Origin of the sequence: uncultured Tateyamaria sp., from assembly GCF_947503465.1 — a bacterium.
In the GTDB taxonomy this organism is placed as follows: domain Bacteria; phylum Pseudomonadota; class Alphaproteobacteria; order Rhodobacterales; family Rhodobacteraceae; genus Tateyamaria.
The window spans coordinates 2,197,547-2,217,559 of sequence record NZ_CANNDN010000001.1 but is presented as its reverse complement, the minus strand read 5'-3'; the positions used below and the strand labels follow the sequence as shown (position 1 = coordinate 2,217,559).

At 59.0% G+C, this 20,013-nt stretch carries 21 protein-coding genes; 11 read left to right on the top strand and 10 right to left on the bottom strand.

Going from position 1 to position 20,013, the window contains the following annotated elements:
• Positions 1–246 precede the first annotated feature (246 nt).
• The 5 genes from Q0844_RS11030 (at position 247) to Q0844_RS11010 (ending at position 5,773) form a co-directional block, all read left to right on the top strand.
• Positions 247–531, top strand: a complete 285-nt coding sequence (locus Q0844_RS11030) for a DUF4212 domain-containing protein (protein WP_299044715.1) — start codon at positions 247–249, stop codon at positions 529–531.
• A gap of 5 nt (positions 532–536) precedes the next feature.
• Positions 537–2,321, top strand: a complete 1,785-nt coding sequence (locus Q0844_RS11025; RefSeq protein ID WP_299044713.1) for a sodium:solute symporter family protein — start codon at positions 537–539, stop codon at positions 2,319–2,321.
• A gap of 106 nt (positions 2,322–2,427) precedes the next feature.
• Positions 2,428–3,840, top strand: a complete 1,413-nt coding sequence (locus Q0844_RS11020; RefSeq protein WP_299044711.1) for a DUF294 nucleotidyltransferase-like domain-containing protein — start codon at positions 2,428–2,430, stop codon at positions 3,838–3,840.
• A 3-nt stretch (positions 3,841–3,843) separates the two neighbouring features.
• Positions 3,844–4,362 (top strand): hypothetical protein, encoded by a 519-nt coding sequence (locus Q0844_RS11015; protein WP_299044710.1) that lies wholly within the window; start codon positions 3,844–3,846, stop codon positions 4,360–4,362.
• Between the two features lies 1 nt (position 4,363).
• Entirely contained in the window at positions 4,364–5,773 is a 1,410-nt protein-coding gene (locus tag Q0844_RS11010; RefSeq protein ID WP_299044709.1) for a 3'-5' exonuclease, read from the top strand.
• A gap of 27 nt (positions 5,774–5,800) precedes the next feature.
• On the opposite strand, the gene mnhG is transcribed toward Q0844_RS11010, so the two are convergent.
• From mnhG to Q0844_RS10970, 8 genes are read right to left on the bottom strand one after another with little or no spacing between them, the layout of a single operon-like run.
• Positions 5,801–6,115, bottom strand: a complete 315-nt coding sequence (mnhG, locus tag Q0844_RS11005) for a monovalent cation/H(+) antiporter subunit G (protein ID WP_299044707.1) — start codon at positions 6,113–6,115, stop codon at positions 5,801–5,803.
• Positions 6,112–6,420 (bottom strand): cation:proton antiporter, encoded by a 309-nt coding sequence (locus Q0844_RS11000; protein WP_299044705.1) that lies wholly within the window; start codon positions 6,418–6,420, stop codon positions 6,112–6,114. The genes mnhG and Q0844_RS11000 overlap by 4 nt, the downstream gene beginning before the upstream one ends.
• Positions 6,417–6,902, bottom strand: a complete 486-nt coding sequence (locus tag Q0844_RS10995) for a Na+/H+ antiporter subunit E (protein ID WP_299044704.1) — start codon at positions 6,900–6,902, stop codon at positions 6,417–6,419. Before Q0844_RS10995 ends, Q0844_RS11000 begins: the two co-directional genes overlap by 4 nt.
• Positions 6,899–8,398 carry a Na+/H+ antiporter subunit D gene (locus Q0844_RS10990; RefSeq protein WP_299044702.1) on the bottom strand — a complete coding sequence of 500 codons (1,500 nt, stop codon included), beginning with the start codon at positions 8,396–8,398 and terminating at the stop codon, positions 6,899–6,901. The genes Q0844_RS10995 and Q0844_RS10990 overlap by 4 nt, the downstream gene beginning before the upstream one ends.
• On the bottom strand, positions 8,395–8,760 hold the full coding sequence (locus Q0844_RS10985) for a Na+/H+ antiporter subunit C (protein WP_299044700.1): 366 nt from the start codon (positions 8,758–8,760) through the stop codon (positions 8,395–8,397). Before Q0844_RS10985 ends, Q0844_RS10990 begins: the two co-directional genes overlap by 4 nt.
• The gene (locus Q0844_RS10980; protein ID WP_299044698.1) at positions 8,760–9,179 is read right to left on the bottom strand and encodes a Na+/H+ antiporter subunit B; all 420 of its coding nucleotides are present in this window, start codon (positions 9,177–9,179) and stop codon (positions 8,760–8,762) included. The genes Q0844_RS10985 and Q0844_RS10980 overlap by 1 nt, the downstream gene beginning before the upstream one ends.
• Positions 9,176–11,446, bottom strand: coding sequence for a putative monovalent cation/H+ antiporter subunit A (locus Q0844_RS10975; protein ID WP_299044696.1), 2,271 nt, complete (start codon positions 11,444–11,446; stop codon positions 9,176–9,178). Before Q0844_RS10975 ends, Q0844_RS10980 begins: the two co-directional genes overlap by 4 nt.
• Positions 11,443–12,408, bottom strand: a complete 966-nt coding sequence (locus Q0844_RS10970; protein WP_299044694.1) for a universal stress protein — start codon at positions 12,406–12,408, stop codon at positions 11,443–11,445. The genes Q0844_RS10975 and Q0844_RS10970 overlap by 4 nt, the downstream gene beginning before the upstream one ends.
• Before the next feature lie 113 nt (positions 12,409–12,521).
• Between Q0844_RS10970 and Q0844_RS10965 the strand changes: the two genes are divergently transcribed.
• On the top strand, positions 12,522–13,442 hold the full coding sequence (locus Q0844_RS10965; RefSeq protein ID WP_299044693.1) for a hydrogen peroxide-inducible genes activator: 921 nt from the start codon (positions 12,522–12,524) through the stop codon (positions 13,440–13,442).
• On the opposite strand, the gene Q0844_RS10960 is transcribed toward Q0844_RS10965, so the two are convergent.
• Both Q0844_RS10960 and Q0844_RS10955 read right to left on the bottom strand, forming a co-directional pair.
• A complete protein-coding gene (locus Q0844_RS10960; protein WP_299044691.1) occupies positions 13,429–15,549 on the bottom strand; it encodes a TRAP transporter permease in 2,121 nt (706 codons plus the stop codon). The genes Q0844_RS10965 and Q0844_RS10960 overlap by 14 nt on opposite strands.
• An 83-nt stretch (positions 15,550–15,632) precedes the next feature.
• On the bottom strand, positions 15,633–16,619 hold the full coding sequence (locus Q0844_RS10955; protein WP_299044689.1) for a TAXI family TRAP transporter solute-binding subunit: 987 nt from the start codon (positions 16,617–16,619) through the stop codon (positions 15,633–15,635).
• Between the two features lie 329 nt (positions 16,620–16,948).
• On the opposite strand from Q0844_RS10955, the gene Q0844_RS10950 reads away from it, so the two are divergent.
• From Q0844_RS10950 to Q0844_RS10930, 5 genes are read left to right on the top strand one after another with little or no spacing between them, the layout of a single operon-like run.
• The gene (locus tag Q0844_RS10950) at positions 16,949–17,737 is read left to right on the top strand and encodes an exodeoxyribonuclease III (protein ID WP_299044687.1); all 789 of its coding nucleotides are present in this window, start codon (positions 16,949–16,951) and stop codon (positions 17,735–17,737) included.
• Between the two features lie 44 nt (positions 17,738–17,781).
• Positions 17,782–18,210 (top strand): GNAT family N-acetyltransferase, encoded by a 429-nt coding sequence (locus Q0844_RS10945; RefSeq protein ID WP_299044686.1) that lies wholly within the window; start codon positions 17,782–17,784, stop codon positions 18,208–18,210.
• A 35-nt stretch (positions 18,211–18,245) separates the two neighbouring features.
• Complete coding sequence (locus tag Q0844_RS10940; protein WP_299045289.1) at positions 18,246–19,163, top strand: co-chaperone YbbN; 918 nt, start codon at positions 18,246–18,248, stop codon at positions 19,161–19,163.
• Between the two features lie 27 nt (positions 19,164–19,190).
• A complete protein-coding gene (locus tag Q0844_RS10935) occupies positions 19,191–19,832 on the top strand; it encodes an LON peptidase substrate-binding domain-containing protein (protein ID WP_299044684.1) in 642 nt (213 codons plus the stop codon).
• Positions 19,829–20,005 carry a Trm112 family protein gene (locus Q0844_RS10930; RefSeq protein ID WP_299044683.1) on the top strand — a complete coding sequence of 59 codons (177 nt, stop codon included), beginning with the start codon at positions 19,829–19,831 and terminating at the stop codon, positions 20,003–20,005. The genes Q0844_RS10935 and Q0844_RS10930 overlap by 4 nt, the downstream gene beginning before the upstream one ends.
• Positions 20,006–20,013: the final 8 nt, after the last annotated feature.

The window sequence follows — 20,013 nt, the reverse complement described above, 5'->3', positions numbered from 1 at the left end:
AGACATGAGCAAACGTGGCTGTGTGTGTGGCCGCGCCTGCATCCCGTCTGCGCGGGTTGCAGGATGGTCCCGGCGTGTCCGGGGCCGCGTAACACCCACTGTGAACCGCTTGATCCGCGTCAATGAACACGACGCACAGGTGCGTCACAGTGGATGAAAATGACCACAGGCCAGGGACCTAAACCCAAGCCATCCAAACCAAAGGGGCTTTGCGGCCTCATACCTGAAACCAAAGGAGGAGCCGTCATGTCGGAGGAAACGACAAACACCGCTCAAGTGTCCGAAACGGACAAAGGGTATTGGGCAGCCAATGTCCGCATGATCTTAATTTCGCTGGTGATTTGGGCCGTAGTGTCCTTTGGCTTCGGCATCATCCTGCGCCCGATGCTTAGTGGTATCGCCGTCGGTGGAACAGACTTGGGCTTCTGGTTTGCTCAGCAAGGATCGATCTTGGTCTTCCTGGCCCTGATCTTTTTCTACGCCTGGCGGATGAACAAGCTCGATAAGCAATACGGCGTGGACGAGGAGTAATCGCCATGGATCAGTTTACACTCAACCTGCTGTTTGTGGGCGCGTCCTTTGCGCTTTACATTGGTATCGCCGTTTGGGCCCGCGCGGGGTCTACATCAGAATTCTACGCCGCCGGTCGCGGCGTGCACCCTGTCACCAACGGGATGGCCACTGCCGCCGACTGGATGTCTGCGGCTTCGTTCATTTCGATGGCGGGTCTGATTGCCTTTACCGGGTATGACAACTCGTCCTTTCTGATGGGCTGGACAGGTGGCTATGTGCTGCTGGCACTGCTGCTTGCGCCTTACCTGCGCAAGTTTGGCAAGTTCACCGTGTCCGAGTTCATCGGTGACCGCTTCTACTCCAAGACCGCGCGCCTTGTGGCCGTGATCTGTCTGCTTGTGGCCTCCATCACATATGTGATCGGTCAGATGCAGGGTGTGGGCATCGCTTTTGGTCGCTTCCTTGAGATCGACACAACATGGGGCCTGCTGATTGGGTCCTGCGTGGTGTTTGCCTATGCCGTGTTTGGCGGCATGAAGGGTGTGACATACACGCAGGTCGCACAGTACTGCGTTCTGATCACCGCCTACACCATCCCGGCGGTCTTCATCTCACTCCAGTTGACAGGCAACCCGATCCCGGCACTTGGCCTGTTCGGTTCGGTTGAGTCCGGTGAGCCGCTTCTGGCGAAACTGGACCAGATCGTCACCGATCTTGGCTTTGCCGAGTACACGGCGGCACATGGATCGACCATCAACATGGTGCTGTTCACCTTGTCCCTGATGATCGGTACCGCAGGTCTGCCCCACGTCATCATGCGCTTCTTCACCGTGCCCCGCGTGTCTGACGCACGTTGGTCTGCGGGTTGGACGCTGGTGTTCATCGCGCTGCTGTATCTGACCGCCCCTGCGGTGGGTGCCATGGCACGCCTTAACATCTCTGAACTGATGTGGCCAAATGGGACCGAAGCCGCCGCCGTCACTGTCGAACAGATCGAAAACGATCCGGAATACGGCTGGATGCAAACGTGGCAGAAAACCGGTCTTCTGGACTGGGAAGACAAGAACGGCGACGGCCAGATCCAGTACTACAACGATGCCAATGCAGAGTTGCAGGAAAAAGCGGCCGCCAATGGCTGGGAAGGCAACGAGTTGACCAAGTTCAACCGTGATATCCTGGTGCTGGCCAACCCCGAGATCGCGTCCCTGCCGGGCTGGGTGATTGGCCTTGTGGCGGCAGGCGGCCTTGCGGCGGCTCTGTCCACGGCGGCTGGATTGCTTCTGGCGATCTCTTCGGCGGTGTCCCACGACTTGCTGAAGGGGCAGTTGACCCCGAACATGTCCGAGAAATCCGAGCTGCTCGCAGCCCGAATTTCGATGGCGGCAGCGATTGTGGTGGCAGTGATCCTGGGTCTGAACCCACCGGGCTTTGCGGCCCAGACGGTGGCATTGGCCTTTGGACTTGCCGCAGCTTCGATCTTCCCCGCGCTGATGATGGGCATCTTTTCCACCCGCATCAACAACGTGGGCGCGGTTGCGGGCATGCTGGCCGGTCTGGTCGTGACCTTGTTGTACATCTTCCTGCACAAGGGCTGGTTCTTTATCCCTGACACCAACCTGTTCACCGACGCAGATCCCCTGCTTGGGCCAATCAAGTCGACATCATTCGGTGCGATCGGGGCCATGGTCAACTTTGGTGTGGCGTATGTGGTGGCCGGTATGACCAAGGAAACCCCACAAGAGATCAAGGACCTTGTGGAAAGCGTGCGTATCCCGCGTGGCGCTGGCGCTGCTGCGGCGGACCACTAAGGCCTCGGGCGTGCTGCGGTTTCTATCCCCGCGACGCGCTTTGTAATCCTGGACGCGCCTGCCGTTTCGGCTGTGGGCGCGTCTGTTTTCCAAAATTGGGTGTTACATGGCCCTGGCTGCACATCAGGATTTGACCGTCTTGCCGGTGGATCGGTTGATGACCCGCAACCCGGTGACATGCTTGGCCGACACGCCTATCCGACAGGCGGCAGAGTTGATGGCCAAACACCATATCTCTTCGGTCTGCGTGGCCGATGCGGACCGGTTTCACGGCATCGTCACGGTACGCGACATGAATGCCAAAGTTGTGGCTGCTGGTCTGAGCAGAGACTTACCTGTCTCGCATATCATGTCGGCAGATCCGTTGACCTTGCCGCCCAGTGCCCTTGGTCTCGACGTACTGCATATGATGATGGAGCGTCGGATTGGCCATGTGCCAATTGTTGATGCGGGCCGGCTTTTGGGCATCGTCACACAGACCGATCTGACCCGGTTTCAAGCGATGTCCTCGGCAGAGCTGGTGCGCCGTGTGGCTGACGCGCCCGATATTCCCGCGATGGCAAAGGCGACGGCTGGCATTCCGGTTTTGCTGGCGCAGCTGGTCGGTATGGGCACACCGCACGCGGTCATCACGCGTCTGATCACCGATATTGCCGATACCGTCACCCGCCAATTGTTGAAACGGGCCGAAGCCGAACTGGGCGCACCGCCCGTGCCCTATCTGTGGCTGGCCTGCGGTAGTCAGGGGCGGCGCGAACAAACGGGCGTGTCCGATCAGGACCATTGTGTGATCCTGTCCGATGATGTGGCTGACACCGACATGCCGTACTTCGCGAAGCTTGCGCAGATCGTCAGTGATGGCTTGCACGCGTGCGGGTACGTGTACTGCCCCGGTGACATGATGGCAACGAACCCTCGCTGGTGTCAGCCCTTGCGTGTCTGGCGCGGATACTTTGAGGGGTGGATTGCCAAGCCCAATCCGGAGGCACAGATGTTGGCGTCGGTCATGTTTGACCTGCGCGAGATTGGAGGCGATGTCAGCCTGATTGCCGACCTTCGGGCTGACACCTTGGCGAAAGCATCGCAGAATTCGATTTTTGTTGCCCATATGATCGCCAATTCATTGAAGCATGCACCCCCGCTGGGAATATTCAATCGCTTGCCGCGGGGGCTGTTGGATATGAAGCACAACGGTGTTGTGCCCTTTGTCGATCTGGGGCGGCTCTATGCGCTGCAGGGACAATTGCCTGCAGTGAACACGCGCGCCCGGATTGAGGCCGCGATCACCGCCGGAACCTTGTCTGCGACGGGTGGGGCTGATCTGTTGGATGCCTATGACTTGATCGCAACCACGCGGTTGCGCCATCAGGCCCGCCAGATCAGGGCCGGGCAGCGACCGGACAACGCGCTGTCCCCTGCGACGCTTTCCGGGTTCGAACGTGGCCATCTGCGTGATGCGTTTGGCGTCGTCAAAACGATGCAGTCCGCCATAGGATCGGGCAAGGGAGCGTTGGGGTAGGCCATGTTTGTAGAATTGATTGCGACCATCGTTGCCGGGATCGGCTGTGCGGGCATCGTCATGGCGCTGAACATGCTGACGGGGCGGCGCTTGCCCAAGTGGCTGATGCCTGTGGCGGCCGGGGCCGGCATGATCGGCATGACAATCTCGAACGAATACACGTGGTTTGGCCGCACGGCGGACCGGTTGCCCGAAGGGGTCGAAATTGCGATGACCGTGGACGAACAAAGCTGGTTGCGCCCTTGGACTCAATTGCGCCCCTATACCAAGCGGTTCGTGGCGGTGGATGTGGCAACGCTGCGCCGGAACGCGGCACAGCCTGATCAGCGGCTTGTCGATCTATATTTTTTCGGGCGCTGGGCACCTGTAAACCAGTTGCCGATGCTGATGGACTGCGCCGGTGCCCGATCTGCCGTGCTGGTTGATGGTGCAAAATTTGCCGCCGATGGCTCGATCAGCGATGCGGATTGGCAAAGCGTTCCGGCTGATGATCCCATTCTGATAATGGTGTGCGAGACCTGAGATGGCGACCCAACTGCCCCTGCGCCTGCGCATTTTCCTGTTCTTCTGTCTATTGGCGGCGGGTGGTGTGGTGCTGGTGGCGGGGACGATGTGGTTCGGCTGGGCACGGGCGGAAACTGCCCTGCCCGCCGGGCCCTTTGTCACTGCATTTGTCCTGTTTGCCTTTCTCAATACCGGGCTGGCGTTGGTTGTCTGGCTGCTTTTTGACGAAAACGTCGCCAAACCGATCAATGCGCTGGCCGCAGATCTGCGCCTGCGCGCGCATTCCGGGGTCAAGACGGCGTTGAGCACCGATAGTGCCCGCTATCTGGGGGATCTTGCCCCAGCGGCGCGGGCGGTGTCCACGACCCTCGGTTCAGGTCTGATCGATACGGCCACGGAAGTGGCACGCAAAACGGCGCAATTGCAATCAGAGACCGAGCGGCTGACTGCGTTGTTGACCGAGATTCCGGTGGCCACGATCATGGTGAACGATCATCTTTGTATTGTGCTGTATGACGGACAGGCGGCGCAGATTTTGTCTGGCATTTCTGCGCCGCGACTGAAGGCGCCGCTGGTCGACTACTTCTATGCCGCTGATCTGGGCCGCGCGAAGTCCGAGATAAACCGCACAGGGGCCGAGGCCGCCTTTGACTTGCGCGACAAAGACGGAGTTCAGAACTTTGCCGCTCGGTTGAAGCCTTTGGATGGGTCGGGCTTCATGCTGTTAATAGACGTGCCGGATGCGGAATTGTCCCCGGATGCGGCCCGACCGCTGGTTTATGATTTTGATTTGCTGAATGCAGCGGCCGCATCGGATCAGCGTGAAACCCCTTTGTCCGAACTGTGCTGTGTCGCCTTTGATTCCGAAACCACCGGCCTGTCGACTACCACTGACGATGTGGTGCAGTTGGGGGCTGTGCGGGTTTTGAACGGCCGCATTGTCGAAGGCGAGGTGCTGGACACTTATGTCGACCCCGGTCGCCCGATCCCGCCCGCTTCCACTGCTGTGCATCATGTGCGTGACGAACATGTGCGCGGTGCGCCTGATTTCCCGACGGCCGGGAAGGCGCTGCATGACTTTTGCCGGGATGCGGTCTTGGTTGCGCATAATGCGCCGTTCGATCTGGCATTTTTGCGGCGTGGAGAAGACGAAACAGGTGTCCGTTGGGATCACCCGGTTCTGGACACGGTTCTGTTGTCCGCCATCGTCTTCGGCACAAACGAAGCGCATTCGCTCGACGCTTTGTGTGAACGGCTCGGCATCACCATCCATGCCGATCTGCGTCACACCGCCCTCGGTGATGCGCAGGCTACGGCCCAAGCTCTGGTCAAATTGATCCCCTTGCTGGAAGGCAGGGGACTGCGCACGCTTGCCGATGTGATTGCTGAAAGCAAGAAACACGGTCGATTGCTGCGTGATTTGAACTGAAGCCACATGCTTCAAACCGCGATACGTTCAGCGCGTTTCGTCATCCGAGTTTTGGGTCCACGGCGTGATCCCCAGACGCAACGAGGCCCGACCAATCATGTGTGCACCGATCGGCGCGGTCAAAAGCAGAAAGAACACCACAAGAATACAGCGCAATACGATTGCGGGGTCCGCAAAATGCAGGGCCGTTCCCGCCATGATCAGGCCTGATCCCAATGTCCCCACCTTTGTGGCGGCATGCATGCGGGTAAATACATCGGGCAGGCGAAGAACGCCGATGCCTGCGGCGACGGTCATGGCACTGCCGAGGAAAACAAGGATGGCGGCGATGGCATCAATCATGTCTCGTCTTCCTCATTCTCTTCTGCACGGCGGCGCACCACCACCCGCTCGGCAAATCGTGCCAGAGCTGCCGTGGCCAGAAAGCCCACCAGCGCCAACACCAATGCCACATCCAGGAAAGCGGGGTCCTGCGACCGGATGGCCGCCAAGCCGCAGAACGCCACAATCGAAACAGTCATCTGATCCAGGGCAACAACCCTGTCCGGCAGGGTCGGACCGATGGCCAGTCGCACCAGTGCCAATCCCACGCCCAGAAATACCAAGGCAAAGCCCAGAAAAAGGGCAGTGTCCATCAAGGCCGTCATTCACGATCCTCCACGGCATCAATCACCCAGCGTTCCATGCCGTCTTTCAGCGACCGACAGACCGCGGCGGGGTCGTCTGCGAACATCACATGCAGCTTCAGCGTTTTGCGATCCTCGCTTACATCAATGCTGAGCGTGCCCGGGGTTAGCGAAATCAGATTTGTCACCAGCAGGATGCCCGCGTCCGACTTTACATCAAGGGGCATGTCGACGATGGCCGGGTTTGACCGGTGCGTGGGCGTGAAGATGTCCCAAAGCACCTCGACGCTCGACACGATCAGTTCATAGTTAAACATCACCAACAGCTTGGCCCAGTACCAGACCCGCTTGAAATAGGTGGATTTGACGCCGGTCAGCGGCTGGATCAACCACAGGATCGCGTATCCGACGGCAAACCCCGACAGCACGGATAGCCAGTTGAACGTGTTGAAAAAGATCATCCAGGTGACGGCAAAGAAAATGTTGGCGACAAGCGTGTTCATGCGTCACCTCCCAACACCGTCGTCATATAGTCTGTAGGATCCAGCAACTGTGCCGCAGCCGCCTTGGCGAAGGAAACAAACGGTTCCGGGAAAAACCCGATGACAAGGGTCATGGCCGCAAGCCCGGCAATTGGCAGCAGCAGATGCCGTCTGGCCTGGGGTGTCAGGGCGGAAAGCGATGGTTCAATCCCGTCCGGATGCGGTTTCCAGAACGCCTCGGCCCAGATTTTCGTCATCGAAAAGATCGTCAGCAGTCCCACCGTCAAAGCCACTGCCGCGATGATCCACGCCTGATCTTCGAGGGCGGCGGCCACCAGCACGTATTTTGCCCAGAACCCGGACAACGGAGGAAACCCTGCCAGCGAGAATGCGGGGATGAAAAAGAGTACGGCAAGCACTGGCGCCGCCTTGTACAGTCCGCCGATTTTGTTCAAGTCGGTCGATCCTGCCGTGCGTTCTGCGATCCCTGCGATCAGGAACAGGTTGGCTTTTACCACGATGTGGTGGACCAGATAGAACACGGCCCCCGCCATTGCGAGCGGCGTGAAAAGGGCCAGCCCCATGATCATGTAACCAATCTGGCTGACGATATGAAAGGACAGGATCTTGCGGATGTCGTTCTGGGCAGCCGCCCCGAGCACGCCGGTGATCATGGTGAGCGCAGCGACCCACAACAGGATGGTGTGCGTGAATCCGATATCTGCGTCAAAAACCAACGTGAACATGCGGATCAGCGCATAGACACCGACTTTGGTCAAAAGACCTGCGAACACGGCAGACACCGAAAAAGCGGGTGTGTGATAAGAGGCGGGCAACCAGAAAAACAGCGGGAACACTGCCGCTTTGACGCCGAAGGCGACCATGAACATCATGGCGATGACTGTCACCAGCCCCTGGTTTTCGACATTCGGCAAGCTGCGTGCGATATCGGCCATGTTGAGCGTACCGGTCATGCCGTAGAGCAGACCGATGCCCGACAGGAAAAGGATGGTCGAGATCAGGTTAAGCGTGACATATTTGATCCCGCCATCGATCTGTTCCTTCTTTCCGCCCAGAACCAGCAGGCCAAAGGACGAAATCAGCATGACCTCGAACCAGACATAAAGGTTGAACAGGTCGCCGGTCAGGAAGGCCCCGATTACGCCACCGATCAGAATATTGAACAGGGCGTGGTAGCCCAGGTGTTCCTTGCGGTCATCAATGTCCGTCAGCGCATAGATGGACACGGCAAGTGCGGTGATGGCCGTGATTACGACCATAACTGCGCTCAGATAGTCAGCCACCAGGGTGATACCGAACGGCGCTGCCCAACCGCCCATCTGAGCGGCAACAACGCCTTCATCCAGGACGCGCGCCATCAAGACGATGGCCGCGGCCAGCAGGACCGCATTGCCCATCACGCTGATCCAACGACCTGCAGGCCCGAACCGCGTCAGGAAGGCCAGCACTGCCGTCAGGAAGGGCAGCACAAGAGGTGTGGCAAGTGTCCAGGTCATTTTGCGTCTTCTGTACGCGGCTCAGCAACCCGCATGTCATCCGAATAAAGCGTGCCCAGCGTTGTGTAGGCGCGGAACATCAGCACAAGCGCAAATGCAAACAGGCCAAAGCCAATCACGATGGCGGTAAGAACCAGCGCCTGGGGTAGGGCGTTGGCGACATCACCGACCGGTCCGTCCGCACCTGCGGGGATCAGTGGTGGTGCCCCGGCCGTCAACCGCCCGGAGACAAAGATCGTCAGGTTCGCCGCGTTCGAGATCAGTACAAGCCCAAAGATGAATCGCAGCACGTTGCGGGCCAACATGAGGTACACTGACGTCGCGACAAGAACACCGATTGTTATGGCAAGAAGGGCCTCCATCAGATTTCCTCCTCCATGGCGAAGACGATGGACAGGATGGATCCGAACACCACGAGGTAGACGCCAATATCGAACACCAGCACGGTGGAAATCGGGAGGCCCTTGTTCTCGGGTGTTTCATTAATGAAAAGCCATTGGCCGGTGAACAGGGCGTCGCCAAACACCGCTGCGGCGATGCCTGCGAGCAAGGCGATGCCCAGCCCTGCCATCGCGATGTTCTGTGGCAAAACCTTGAGGGCGGCACGCGCGTCGGCCGTGCCGCACGCAATGGCAAAAAGCACAAAGCCTGTGGACCCGATCAGCCCGCCGATAAAGCCGCCACCGGGTTCATTATGCCCGCGGATCAGCATGTATAGCGAGAACAGCACCAGGATTCCGCACAAGTACCGCGTCCCGACCCTGAGAATAATCGAGTTCATGGGTCTTTCCTTGGGTGTGTCGTGCGTAAAAGTGCGTAGGCAGACAGGGCGGCGATGACGACCACAGCCACTTCGCCAAAGGTATCAAGCGCCCGGAAGTCGACCAGGATCACGTTGACGATGTTGCGTCCGTAGGCCTCGGGCCAGCTAGTCACTTCGAAATACTCGGTCAGCCGCAGATCAAGCGGAGTTTCAAGGACTGCAAGCAGGACCAACGTGACGGACAGGCCGACGGCACCCGCCAGGATCGCGTCAATCGGACGGTGGTCGCGCCCCTCCTTGTCAAGCAACGGCAAGCGCAACAGCGCCACCGCGACAAGCACCACAACCAGGGTTTCCACCAGCAATTGGGTGATAGCCACATCTGGCGCACTGAATACGATGAAGATCATCGCGACCCCGATGCCGACAACCCCGAGGGCGGCCATCGCGGTGATGCGCGAACTTGTGATCGCGGTCAGGATCGCGCCTGCGCTGATCAGAAGGACCAGGGCGATGTTTTGCAAGGTGACATCGGACAGATCGGGCATGGCGGGCCATGCCTGCCGTGCAATCATCGTGCCGCTGACGGCAATCAGAACTGTGGCGAATGTCGCAAAAATGTATATGCGCAGGACGCCTGGTTGAATGAGCCGCGTTTGCCAGGCTGCAAACCCCTTGAGACCCGCCAGAAACCGGTCCCAGCCGCGGTCAAAACTGGGTGACGCCTCGACAAGTCGAGACAGTGCAACCCGCAATGGCCTGTGTCCGAGGTAGAGCGCGGTTCCCAACGCTACGGTTGCGATGGACAGGATCAACGGCATGTTGACGCCCGCCCACAGCTGAAGCTCTTTCGCGTCTTCGATGGAGCCGAGCAGCGATTTGACGGTTGGATCGACCAGCGACACTTGCAACAGGTCGGGGTTCACCCCGAAAAGCGCACCCAGAACGGCCAGCATGACAGGTCCGATCAGCATGGGCCAAGGCGCTTCATGCGGGGTACGCGGCAGGGCTTCGCCGGTACTTTGCCAGAAGGGACGCAATGCGACGATGCCTGCGATGGCGAACATCAACGCATTCGCCAGCAGAAGGGCGGACGCAAACAGGAATGGCTCTGACCCGATGGCGAGGATACCGGCGTATTTCAGTTCTTTGCCGATAAAGCCAAGGAATGGCGGAAACCCGGCCATCGACAGCGCGGCAAGTCCAGCGGCGAAAGCCGTAACCGGCATCACGCGACCCAGCCCGCCCAACACCTCGGCCTCGCGCGTGCCGGTGGAATGGTCGATGCAGCCCACCACCAGAAACAACGCCGCCTTGTAAAGCGAATGCACGACCAGAAAGGTTGCGAACGCAGTCATGGCATAGCCGGAGGTTTGGCCCAGAAACAGGGTCAGCGTGCCCAGTGCCATGAGCGTGGTGTAGGCCAACGCTTGCTTCAGATCTGTCTGCCGCAAGGCCAGAATACTTGCGAAAACCGCTGTGAAGGCGCCTGCAATGGTCAAGGTCCAGAACCACACATCGGTGCCGGACATGCCCGGATGCAAACGTGCCATGAGGTACACCCCTGCCTTGACCATCGTGGCCGAGTGCAGGAAGGCCGATACCGGCGTGGGCGCGGCCATCGCGTTGGGCAGCCAGAAATGGAACGGAAATTGCGCCGACTTGGTAAATGTGCCCGCCAGGATCAGGATCAGTATTGGCAGATACAGCGTGTGCGCTTTCAACGCATCTGCTTGCGCCAGGATGACCGACAATTCGAAACTGCCCATGCTGATGCCCAGCAAGATGAACCCGGCAAGCAGCGCCAGCGCCCCGGCGCCCGTGACAAACAGCGCTTGCAAGGCGGATCGGCGGCCTTTTTCCGTATCATGCCCGAAACCGATAAGCAGGTAGGACGTGATCGTCGTCAGTTCCCAAAACACGAACAACCCAATCAGATTGTCTGCCAGAACCAGCCCAAGCATCGCAAGCATGAAACTGGTCAAAAACATCGCGAAACGCGTGAATTGCGGATGGCCTGCGAGGTAGGTGTTTGAATACAGAAAAACCAGCGCGCCGATCCCCGAGATCAGAAGCGCAAAGGTCAGGCTGAGACCATCAAGCAGAAAAGACAGCGAGATGCCCAGCGATGGCACCCATTCCCACACCAAGCGCAGGCTTTGCCCATCGGCAATGGCCGGGGCAAGGCTCAGGAACCATCCAAAAAGCAGAAGGGCAATCCCAACTGGAATCAGACCGACAATGCCATTTCCCGAGGGTTTGGTCGCGGTGGCCGTATCGTTCAAGGTCTGTCCAGTTCTTCAGTCGTCACAGGTGAGATAAAGCCTTCTGGCTTGACGGCAAGGACGGAGCAAGTGACCCGGCTGAGAATAGTGTCGGCTGTATTGCCGATGAACATGCCCGACAGACCCGTGCGCCCAAGCGTACCCATCACCAGCGTGTCAACGCGTTGTTCGTGGGCGTGCTGCGCGATGACATCCGCCGCGATTCCTTTGACATGCATGACCCGCATCCGGTCGGCAAATTCCGCGTAACGGTCCGTCAATGCAGTCAAACGACCGTGGCTGTCCTGCTTGGTCCGGAGGAGAAGGGCTTCGACCTCTTCCGGTGGGGTGTGCACGCGGGTGCTGCGAAGCAGATGCTCGTCATAAAGGTACCAGGCATTCAGAACATCAACGTGTGCATCATCCTGAACGGCCAGTGACGTCGCCAATTGCATCACCTTGTTGTTGAGCGCATCACGCGTCGCGTCTTCGGGGTCGGGATCGACAGCCGCCATGATCCGCCGCGACGATGGTTCCGCCATGCTGTTGAGGATCCAGACCGGGCAAGGGCATTTGCGCAACAAGTGTAGATCGGGACCACCCAGAACACTCCAGGCCGGTGTCTGATCCGCGGCTTTCAGCACAAGATCATTGCCATGAATCAGAACGTGCCGGATCACTTCAATAAAGCCGATGCCACGGGCCAGTTTTGTCGACACATCCGCACCTTTGTCGCGCAACGTCCGTGCCACCTGTTCCAGTTGATCCTTGCGTGCGGCCAGCAGATCCTCGTTCACTTCCTGAGCACGGGTGCCGGACAGCGTGGACAACAGACGCAACAAATCCGACTGGTCGGTTTCAGAGACGTCCAGCAGCGTCAATTTTGCCCCATTTGCCTGTGCCAACCAAGCGGCGCGAGCGATAAGCGCCTCTGATATCCCTTCGGGGTTCGACACAACCAGAATGTTCCTGAACCGCTTCATCTGTGAATCCCCCGCATCATCATCGACCTGAAATGGGAACGATCCGTGATTGATCAAATTGAAATTCAGGTAAAAATTGATAGATAACGTCTATCATCAGAGGGAAGCCGCCAATGCCCACATTGCAACAATTGCGCTATTTGGTTGCGGTTGCCGATACCGGGCATTTTCGTAGGGCGGCCGAAACCTGCCACGTGACACAACCGACGCTGAGCGCGCAATTGAAAGAGCTGGAGAGCAAGCTGGGCGCAGTCCTGGTTGAACGCAGCCGCGGCGGTGTTGTCGCAACGCCCTTGGGCGAGCAGGTTATCCAGCACGCCAGGACGGCGCTGCGCGAGGTCGAAGAAATCAGGACCCTTTCCACCCTTCAAAGCGGCAGCTTGAATAGCACCATAAAAGTGGGCGTTGTGCAGTCCTTGGGGTCGTATCTGTTGCCGATCCTTGTGCCTGATCTGCACAAAAGCCATCCGCAGCTCAAGCTTTATGTCCGAGAGGGCCTGCCGAAGCACCTGTTGGACGCGTTGGGCACGGGGGCGTTGGACTTGCTGTTTTTCCCGCTTCCGATCAAGGAGGCCGAGTTCGAGACGCGCCCCTTGTTTCGGGAACCCCTGTCGGTTGTCATGCCCTTTGATCATCGGTTTGCGAGGCAAACGGACATCGCGCCCAGCATGTTGCAAGGCGAAACCATCATGGCGTTGGAGCGCGGGCACCGGCTGTACGATCAGGTGGAACGGATATGCGCGCAACACGGGGCCGTGTTGTCCGCCGAATTCGAAGGGACGTCCCTCGATACATTGCGCCAGATGGTGGCGATGGGCATGGGCCTGTCGTTGCTGCCAGCGTTGTATGTGCGATCCGAAGTCACCAGTCAGGAGCTGGTTCTGTCCCGCCCGTTTCGTGGCACACCGCCGTCCCGTACCATCGGCATGGTCTGGCGCCGCAGCACGGCGCGCGCGGCAGAATATCAGGACCTTGGCGACGAAATTTGCGATATCCTGTCCGTCCAGGCACGCGAACTGGTCATGCTGGGTTAGGCCTCTCTTTCAGTCCGCGCAGCGTCAGTAGACCGGCAATCCCGATGCCTAGCAGGTCAGTGCGCCAATCGCCCGAGATCATGCAGACGGCCCCCACCAACAGGATCAAACGGATGACGGCGCTTGCCGCCCCGAAAAACCACCCCTGAACCGCACCCGCCAGCATGTAGACGCCGATCAGGGCCGTCACGAGGTTGCGCAAGCTGACATACCATGGGGCTTCCATCAGCAGGCCCGGGCTGTAGAAAAACATGAAGGGTACGATAAAGGCGGCAAGGCCCACCTTGAAGCTGGTGATCGAGGTCCGCATGGGCTCGGACCCTGCAATTGCCGCCCCCGCATAAGCCGCCAGCGCCACAGGCGGAGTGATCGCCGAAACGACTGCGAAGTAGAACACGAAGAAGTGCGAGATGAGTGGGGTGATCCCGATCTCGATCAGGCCTGGCGCGACAACTGATGCAGCCACGGCATAAGCGGCAGTGGTGGGCATGCCCATGCCAAGGATGACCGAGATCATCATTGCGAAAATCAGGGCCAGAAGGGTACTTTGCTGGGCCAGATCAAACAACAGGCTGGAGAAGCGCGCGCCGACCCCGGTCAGCGAGATGACCCCAACGATCAGCCCAGCGCAGGCACACACGACAATGATTTGCAGCGACATGCGACCGCCGTTGCCCAGTGCCTCGTATACCTGTTTTGGCCCCATGCGATAGGGGGTCAGCCAACTGACGACAGCTGCGGACGCAATGGCCAGGGTGCCCGCGCGTATCACCGAATAGCCGCTGAACAGGGCGCCGATCAGGATGACAATGGGCAGAAAAAGATAGGCCTGCTTTGCCAGTTCTCCAAGTTTCGGCAGTTCATCCGACCGCATGCCGCGCATGCCGGTGCGGCTCGCCTCGAAATCGACCATGAAGTAGATGGATGCGAAATAGAGGATTGCTGGGATCAGCGCCGCCACCACCAGTTCCGTGTAGGGAATGCCCGTGATCTCGGCCATGATAAACGCACCCGCGCCCATGATGGGCGGCATGATCTGCCCACCGGTTGACGCGGCCGCCTCGATCGCGCCCGCGGATTGGGGGCGGTACCCGACTTTTTTCATCAGTGGGATCGTCAGTGAGCCGGTGGACACGACATTGCCGGCAGATGTGCCGTTGATCATGCCCATGAGACCCGAGGCCAGCACCGAAACCTTGGCTGGGCCGCCCTTGGCACGCCCGGCAGCGGCGAAGGCGAAATTCACGAAATAGTCGCCGACTTTCGAACTTTGCAGAAAAGCGGCGAAAACAATGAACAGGATGATATAGGTCGATGACACGGCGGTGGTCGGCCCCAGCACGCCATTGTCGGTAAAGACATAGGTGAAGAACCGCTTGGCGTCGTAGCCGCGATGTTCGAGGAAACCCGGCATCCAGGGTCCTGCGAAAGCATACACGATAAAGACCATCGCGATGATCACCAGCGCCAGCCCTGCAAGGCGACGGGTGAGTTCCGCGATCATGATGATGATGACGAAGGCCGCCCAGCCGTTGTTCGGATCGGCAAAGGGTGTGCCTGCCCGCAGGCGCAGCGACAGTGCGTCTAGGCTGAACAGGATAAAGCCGCAGCTTGCCAGTGTCGCGATTATCAGGGCGATGTCAGTGAGCGGCAGTTGGCCTTTGCGTGCCGGATGGAACCAACCGGTCACAATTGCCAGAAGTGTACCACCCGCAAGCGCCCAGCCAAATGCTGCCAGCGTCCAGGGCGGCGGCGCGGGCGTGCCCGGCTCAAAGAAAAGGATTGCGGCCAACAAAGACGCCAGCGCAACACCTGTGCCGGCCAAGGCAACCGCACCCAACAGATGCGATACCCGCGTCGCCGGTGTGATGGGTGCAGGGCGCATCGACATGGCCGCACTTGTGCCAAACCCAAGAAGAAGTGCGCCCGCAATGTGCATGATGCGGAAGGTCCAGGTTTCCAGTGGGGCGATGTTCAGAACATAAAGGTGCCACCCAGCATAAACAGCACAAAGCAGGAAGCCGATGCGGGTCAGCAGGTCTGTGTCTGCGGGCGTGTCGACCTCTGGTGGGTCCAATGGCTGTGGCTGCGCCGTTGTCTCAGTCATCCGCCTTGTCCCCCAACTGCATGAAAACAGCACCCCGCCCGAACAGGGGGGGTGCCGCGATAGATTATATCGTGCACACGCGCTTAGTCAGCAAGTTCCGCGGGAATGTCGAACCCGTTGTCTCGGAACCATTGGGCTGCGCCGGGGTGCCAGGGCAGGAACGTGTTCTTGTCGAAGTTTTCGGGCAATGTTTCGACCGCCGCCTTGTGGATTTCCAGCATCTTGGGGTTATTGCCCATCACTGTGTCAACGACCGCATAAACAAAGCTGTCCGGCAAATCGGCATGGGCAATGGCAAAGTTCCACATCGATACGCTTAACTGATCTTCTTCCAGTGATGGATAGGTCCCAGCGGGGATCGAGAATTCGGCCACCGGTTGGGACCCGATGACCGCCGCTTGTTCCTCTGGCGTAAAGCCGAAATAGGTCACGTCGGTTTGCGCATCCAATTGGCTGAACGCCGGGTATGGCAGGCCGCCGGCCCAAGTGTAGACATCGATCAACCCGTCCTGAAGCTGGCCTGCCAGGTCCGCGGCGCCGCCGTTGCGAAATTCGACATTCTTGCCCATCCCTTCAAGGATACGGGGCCAATACGTGCCGGGTGTCCCGCCCGCCGGGCCGACACCCACAACAGCGCCGTCGGGAATATCCGCAAAGCTGGTAATGCCAGAGCTGGTCAGTGCAACCGCGTGAAAGCCGGTCTTGTACATCGGAAAGATTGCACGGATCTGGTCATGCTGCAGGCCCGGTGCCAGCGCGCTGTTGCCGTTGAGCGCATCAAAGGCAGGACCCATCGTGACCATGGCCATGTCCAGATCGCCCGTTTGCACAAGGGCCGCGTTCTGCACTGGGCCGCCCGTAACTTCGGTGCCGCCGGGGATACCAAGGGCCTCGGACACCATGTTTGCCCAGCCTGCGCCGTAGACGAAGTAAGTGCCACCCTGGCTGGCTGTGCCGACCGAGAAGCTGTCGGGCCAATCGCTGCGGTCCTGCGCGTTGGTTGCAGTTGCAGCCAAGCCGAGAGCGCTGGCGAGGGCCATCGCTTTGAACAATTTGGGTGTATAGGTCATGGTATTTTGCTCCTCCTGTCAGGTCATACCCGCTGTGATCAGCGGCTCAATTTGCCGAACACCGTGAACGTAGGTTTACGTATGGTCATGAAAAGGTATTTGGACCCGCATAAGCCATTCTGTGCCGACTGGCCCAACGGGACAAGGGTTTTGGACCCATACACTTTTGCTTGAACGGATCATGTGCGCACAGCTTTTCACTGGGTTTGGTGCAAAGACCGGGGTGTTTCGGATCTGGCACAGATAGTGCCCGGGTTTCGCATTTTCCGGGTGGAGGCCACCCGCAGGCGTGACTAGTCTGATCTTCGACCCTAAACCGGAGCAGCGCCATGTCCTTTACCCTTGCCACCTGGAACATCAACTCTGTCCGTCTGCGCGAACCGATTGTGCTGAAGCTGCTGGAAAAGGAAGCGCCGGATGTTTTGTGCCTTCAGGAGTGCAAAAGCCCGGTCGACAAGATCCCGCGCGAAGGCTTCGACGCGTTGGGATATACCCACATGGTGGCACGTGGGGACAAGGGGTACAACGGTGTCGCGATCCTGTCGAAAATTCCGATGGTTGAGGCCGGCGCGGAGGATTTTGCCGGACTTGGCCATGCCCGACACATTGCGGGCACGCTTGAAAACGGGGTTACGGTGCACAATTTTTATGTGCCGGCAGGTGGTGACATTCCGGATCGAGACAAGAATGAAAAATTCGGACAAAAGCTCGACTATCTGACCGACATGCGCGATCGGTTTCACGCGGCCAAACCACAGAAGTCCATTCTTGTCGGCGACTTGAATATCGCCCCGCGCGAGGACGATGTGTGGTCGCACAAGCAATTGTTGAAAGTTGTCAGCCACACCCCGATAGAGGTTGAGCATCTGTCCGAAACGCAGGATGCGGGCGGTTGGGTGGATGTCACTCGGCAGGACATTCCCGAAGGACCACTGTATTCCTGGTGGTCGTACCGGGCCAAGGATTGGGATGCTGCCGACAAGGGGCGCCGCCTTGACCATGTTTGGGCCACCGGCGACATCGCGAATGCGGCCCATGGCAGCCGTATCCTGAGGGAGGCGCGCGGCTGGGAAAAACCCAGTGACCACGCGCCTGTGTTCGCCGTGTTTGACCTTTGATCCGGCCCGCGCGACGGGATGAACTGCGCCGCCTGACCGATCTGATGCATCGGTCAAAGGCGCATTGGGGGTATGACGTGGAATTCATGAAGGCGGCGCGCGCCGTCTTGCAGCTGACCGAAGACGATCTGGCGGATGGTCACCTTGTTGTTTTTGATGCAGGCGGACCGCAGGGTATTTGCAAACTGGTCGTCGACGGTTCTTGTGCGGATCTGGACAAGCTGTTTGTGGCACCGGAAGCAATGGGCAAGGGTGTCGGTCGTGCACTGATGCGCTGGGCGATGCGAACCGCGCAAGCAGCCGGGGCCACGAGGCTGGAGATCGAGGCCGACCCTGACGCGGCGCCGTTTTATGAACGGATGGGCGCCCGTGTGATTGGTCGGGTTCCGTCCGAGGCCATTGCGGGTCGCATGCTCCCACATTTGCGGATTGACCTTAGTGACTTGGCACCAGCCTCCGAGAGGTCCATATAAAGCGCGCACTGCCGCGCCACGAAGGAACACAGATGATGATGGATTTGGGATTGTCCGCAGGACCTGCCGATGCTGACCTGATCAAGGACGGGTCGGAAGCGACGTTCATGCAAGACGTTGTCGAAGCCAGCCAGACGATACCCGTTGTCGTCGACTTTTGGGCGCCGTGGTGCGGACCCTGCAAGACACTGGGACCGTTGCTGGAAGACGCGGTAAAAGCGGCCAAGGGTGCCGTGAGGATGGTCAAGATCAATGTGGACGAAGCACAGATGATCGCAGGCCAATTGCGCATTCAATCTATCCCAACGGTGTATGCTTTTTGGCAAGGTCAGCCAGTTGACGGTTTTCAGGGGGCTGTGCCTGGTTCCGAGATCACCGCATTCATTGATCGCGTCATTCAGGCGGCTGGTGGTGAAGCACCGGGAGACAGTTTGAACGACGCCGTGACAGCGGCAGAAGAGATGCTGGCCGAAGGGGCAGCGGTGGATGCCGCGCAGACTTTCGCGGCTATTTTGGGCGAAGACCCCAATCATGCAGGCGCATATGGCGGACTGGTGCAGGCCCACATCGCGATGGAAGACCTGGATCAGGCCGAAGCCATCCTGAACGGCGCCCCCGCCGAGATATCGGCAAGTCCGGAACTGGAAGCCGCACATGCGCAATTGCAACTTGCCCGGCAGGCCGCGGATGCAGGCCCGGTGGCAGAATTGCGGGCTGCGGTCGCAGCCGACGAAAACGATCTGCAGGCGCGGTTTGACCTGGCGCAGGCCCTGCACGCCAGCGGGGACACCGAAAGTGCAGTGAATGAGCTGCTGGAGATTTTTCGCAAGGATCGCGAATGGAATGATGGGGCAGCGAAGGCCCAATTGTTCACTATCTTTGACGCGCTCAAGCCGAACGATCCGATTGTGCTGAACGGGCGTCGCAAGTTGTCATCGATGATATTTGCCTGAGCCGCATTGCGGGCTAGCTGACATTTTATGATCAAAGTGGCTGACCTTCCCGGTGTGATCCCGGTCTTTCCGCTTCCGGGGGCGCTGCTTTTGCCGCGCGCACGATTGCCGTTGCATATTTTCGAACCGCGGTATTTGCAGATGCTTGATGATGCGCTGAAAACGCCCGGCCGTCTGATCGGCATGGTCCAACCGAACGAGGTGGAAGGGCGCAAGGGCAACGGTTTGCACACAATTGGGTGTGCGGGTCGCGTCACCCAATTTTCCGAGACCGAGGACAACCGATATCTGATCACCTTGTCGGGTATTTCACGTTTCCGGGTCCAGACTGAAGTGGATGGATTCACACCCTACCGCCGGTGCGAAGTGTCTTGGTCAGGCTTTGACCGCGACCAGGGTCGAACGGAAGAAGACCTCACTTTTGACCGGCCCATGTTCCTTGATCTTTTGGGGCGCTATTTTGCTGCGCAGTCCCTTTCAGCGGATTGGGATACACTGAAGGATGCCGATGACGAATTGCTGATCAATTCGCTTTCGATGATGCTGGACTTTGATCCCGAGGACAAACAAGCCTTGCTGGAAGCGCCGTCGCTCAGTACGCGTCGCGAAACGTTGGTCACGTTGATCGAGTTTGCGTTGCGCGGTGGTGAGGGGGAGATGATGCAATGAGCATCGAGATTGATCGCAGGGTTCTTGAGGCGCTGATCTGCCCGCTGACCCATGCGATCTTGCGGTACGATGCGGAAAAGCAGGAACTGATCTCCGAACCCGCGCAACTGGCCTATCCCATTCGCAATGGCATTCCTGTCATGCTGGAAGACGAGGCACGCAAACTGGACTGATGTCCGGG

What these genes read in the sequence shown, in the direction of transcription:
- Q0844_RS10930 (WP_299044683.1), top strand. Translation starts at nt 19,829, where the DNA reads ATGAGCATCGAGATTGATCGCAGGGTTCTTGAGGCGCTGATCTGCCCG.
- Q0844_RS11000 (WP_299044705.1), bottom strand. Translation starts at nt 6,420, where the DNA reads ATGACGGCCTTGATGGACACTGCCCTTTTTCTGGGCTTTGCCTTGGTA.
- Q0844_RS10940 (WP_299045289.1), top strand. Translation starts at nt 18,246, where the DNA reads ATGATGGATTTGGGATTGTCCGCAGGACCTGCCGATGCTGACCTGATC.
- Q0844_RS10960 (WP_299044691.1), bottom strand. Translation starts at nt 15,549, where the DNA reads ATGACTGAGACAACGGCGCAGCCACAGCCATTGGACCCACCAGAGGTC.
- Q0844_RS10990 (WP_299044702.1), bottom strand. Translation starts at nt 8,398, where the DNA reads ATGACCTGGACACTTGCCACACCTCTTGTGCTGCCCTTCCTGACGGCA.
- Q0844_RS10980 (WP_299044698.1), bottom strand. Translation starts at nt 9,179, where the DNA reads ATGAACTCGATTATTCTCAGGGTCGGGACGCGGTACTTGTGCGGAATC.
- Q0844_RS10995 (WP_299044704.1), bottom strand. Translation starts at nt 6,902, where the DNA reads ATGAACACGCTTGTCGCCAACATTTTCTTTGCCGTCACCTGGATGATC.
- Q0844_RS11025 (WP_299044713.1), top strand. Translation starts at nt 537, where the DNA reads ATGGATCAGTTTACACTCAACCTGCTGTTTGTGGGCGCGTCCTTTGCG.
- Q0844_RS11020 (WP_299044711.1), top strand. Translation starts at nt 2,428, where the DNA reads ATGGCCCTGGCTGCACATCAGGATTTGACCGTCTTGCCGGTGGATCGG.
- Q0844_RS11015 (WP_299044710.1), top strand. Translation starts at nt 3,844, where the DNA reads ATGTTTGTAGAATTGATTGCGACCATCGTTGCCGGGATCGGCTGTGCG.
- mnhG (WP_299044707.1), bottom strand. Translation starts at nt 6,115, where the DNA reads ATGATTGATGCCATCGCCGCCATCCTTGTTTTCCTCGGCAGTGCCATG.
- Q0844_RS10965 (WP_299044693.1), top strand. Translation starts at nt 12,522, where the DNA reads ATGCCCACATTGCAACAATTGCGCTATTTGGTTGCGGTTGCCGATACC.
- Q0844_RS10935 (WP_299044684.1), top strand. Translation starts at nt 19,191, where the DNA reads ATGATCAAAGTGGCTGACCTTCCCGGTGTGATCCCGGTCTTTCCGCTT.
- Q0844_RS10970 (WP_299044694.1), bottom strand. Translation starts at nt 12,408, where the DNA reads ATGAAGCGGTTCAGGAACATTCTGGTTGTGTCGAACCCCGAAGGGATA.
- Q0844_RS10985 (WP_299044700.1), bottom strand. Translation starts at nt 8,760, where the DNA reads ATGGAGGCCCTTCTTGCCATAACAATCGGTGTTCTTGTCGCGACGTCA.
- Q0844_RS11030 (WP_299044715.1), top strand. Translation starts at nt 247, where the DNA reads ATGTCGGAGGAAACGACAAACACCGCTCAAGTGTCCGAAACGGACAAA.
- Q0844_RS10945 (WP_299044686.1), top strand. Translation starts at nt 17,782, where the DNA reads ATGCATCGGTCAAAGGCGCATTGGGGGTATGACGTGGAATTCATGAAG.
- Q0844_RS10955 (WP_299044689.1), bottom strand. Translation starts at nt 16,619, where the DNA reads ATGACCTATACACCCAAATTGTTCAAAGCGATGGCCCTCGCCAGCGCT.
- Q0844_RS10950 (WP_299044687.1), top strand. Translation starts at nt 16,949, where the DNA reads ATGTCCTTTACCCTTGCCACCTGGAACATCAACTCTGTCCGTCTGCGC.
- Q0844_RS11010 (WP_299044709.1), top strand. Translation starts at nt 4,364, where the DNA reads ATGGCGACCCAACTGCCCCTGCGCCTGCGCATTTTCCTGTTCTTCTGT.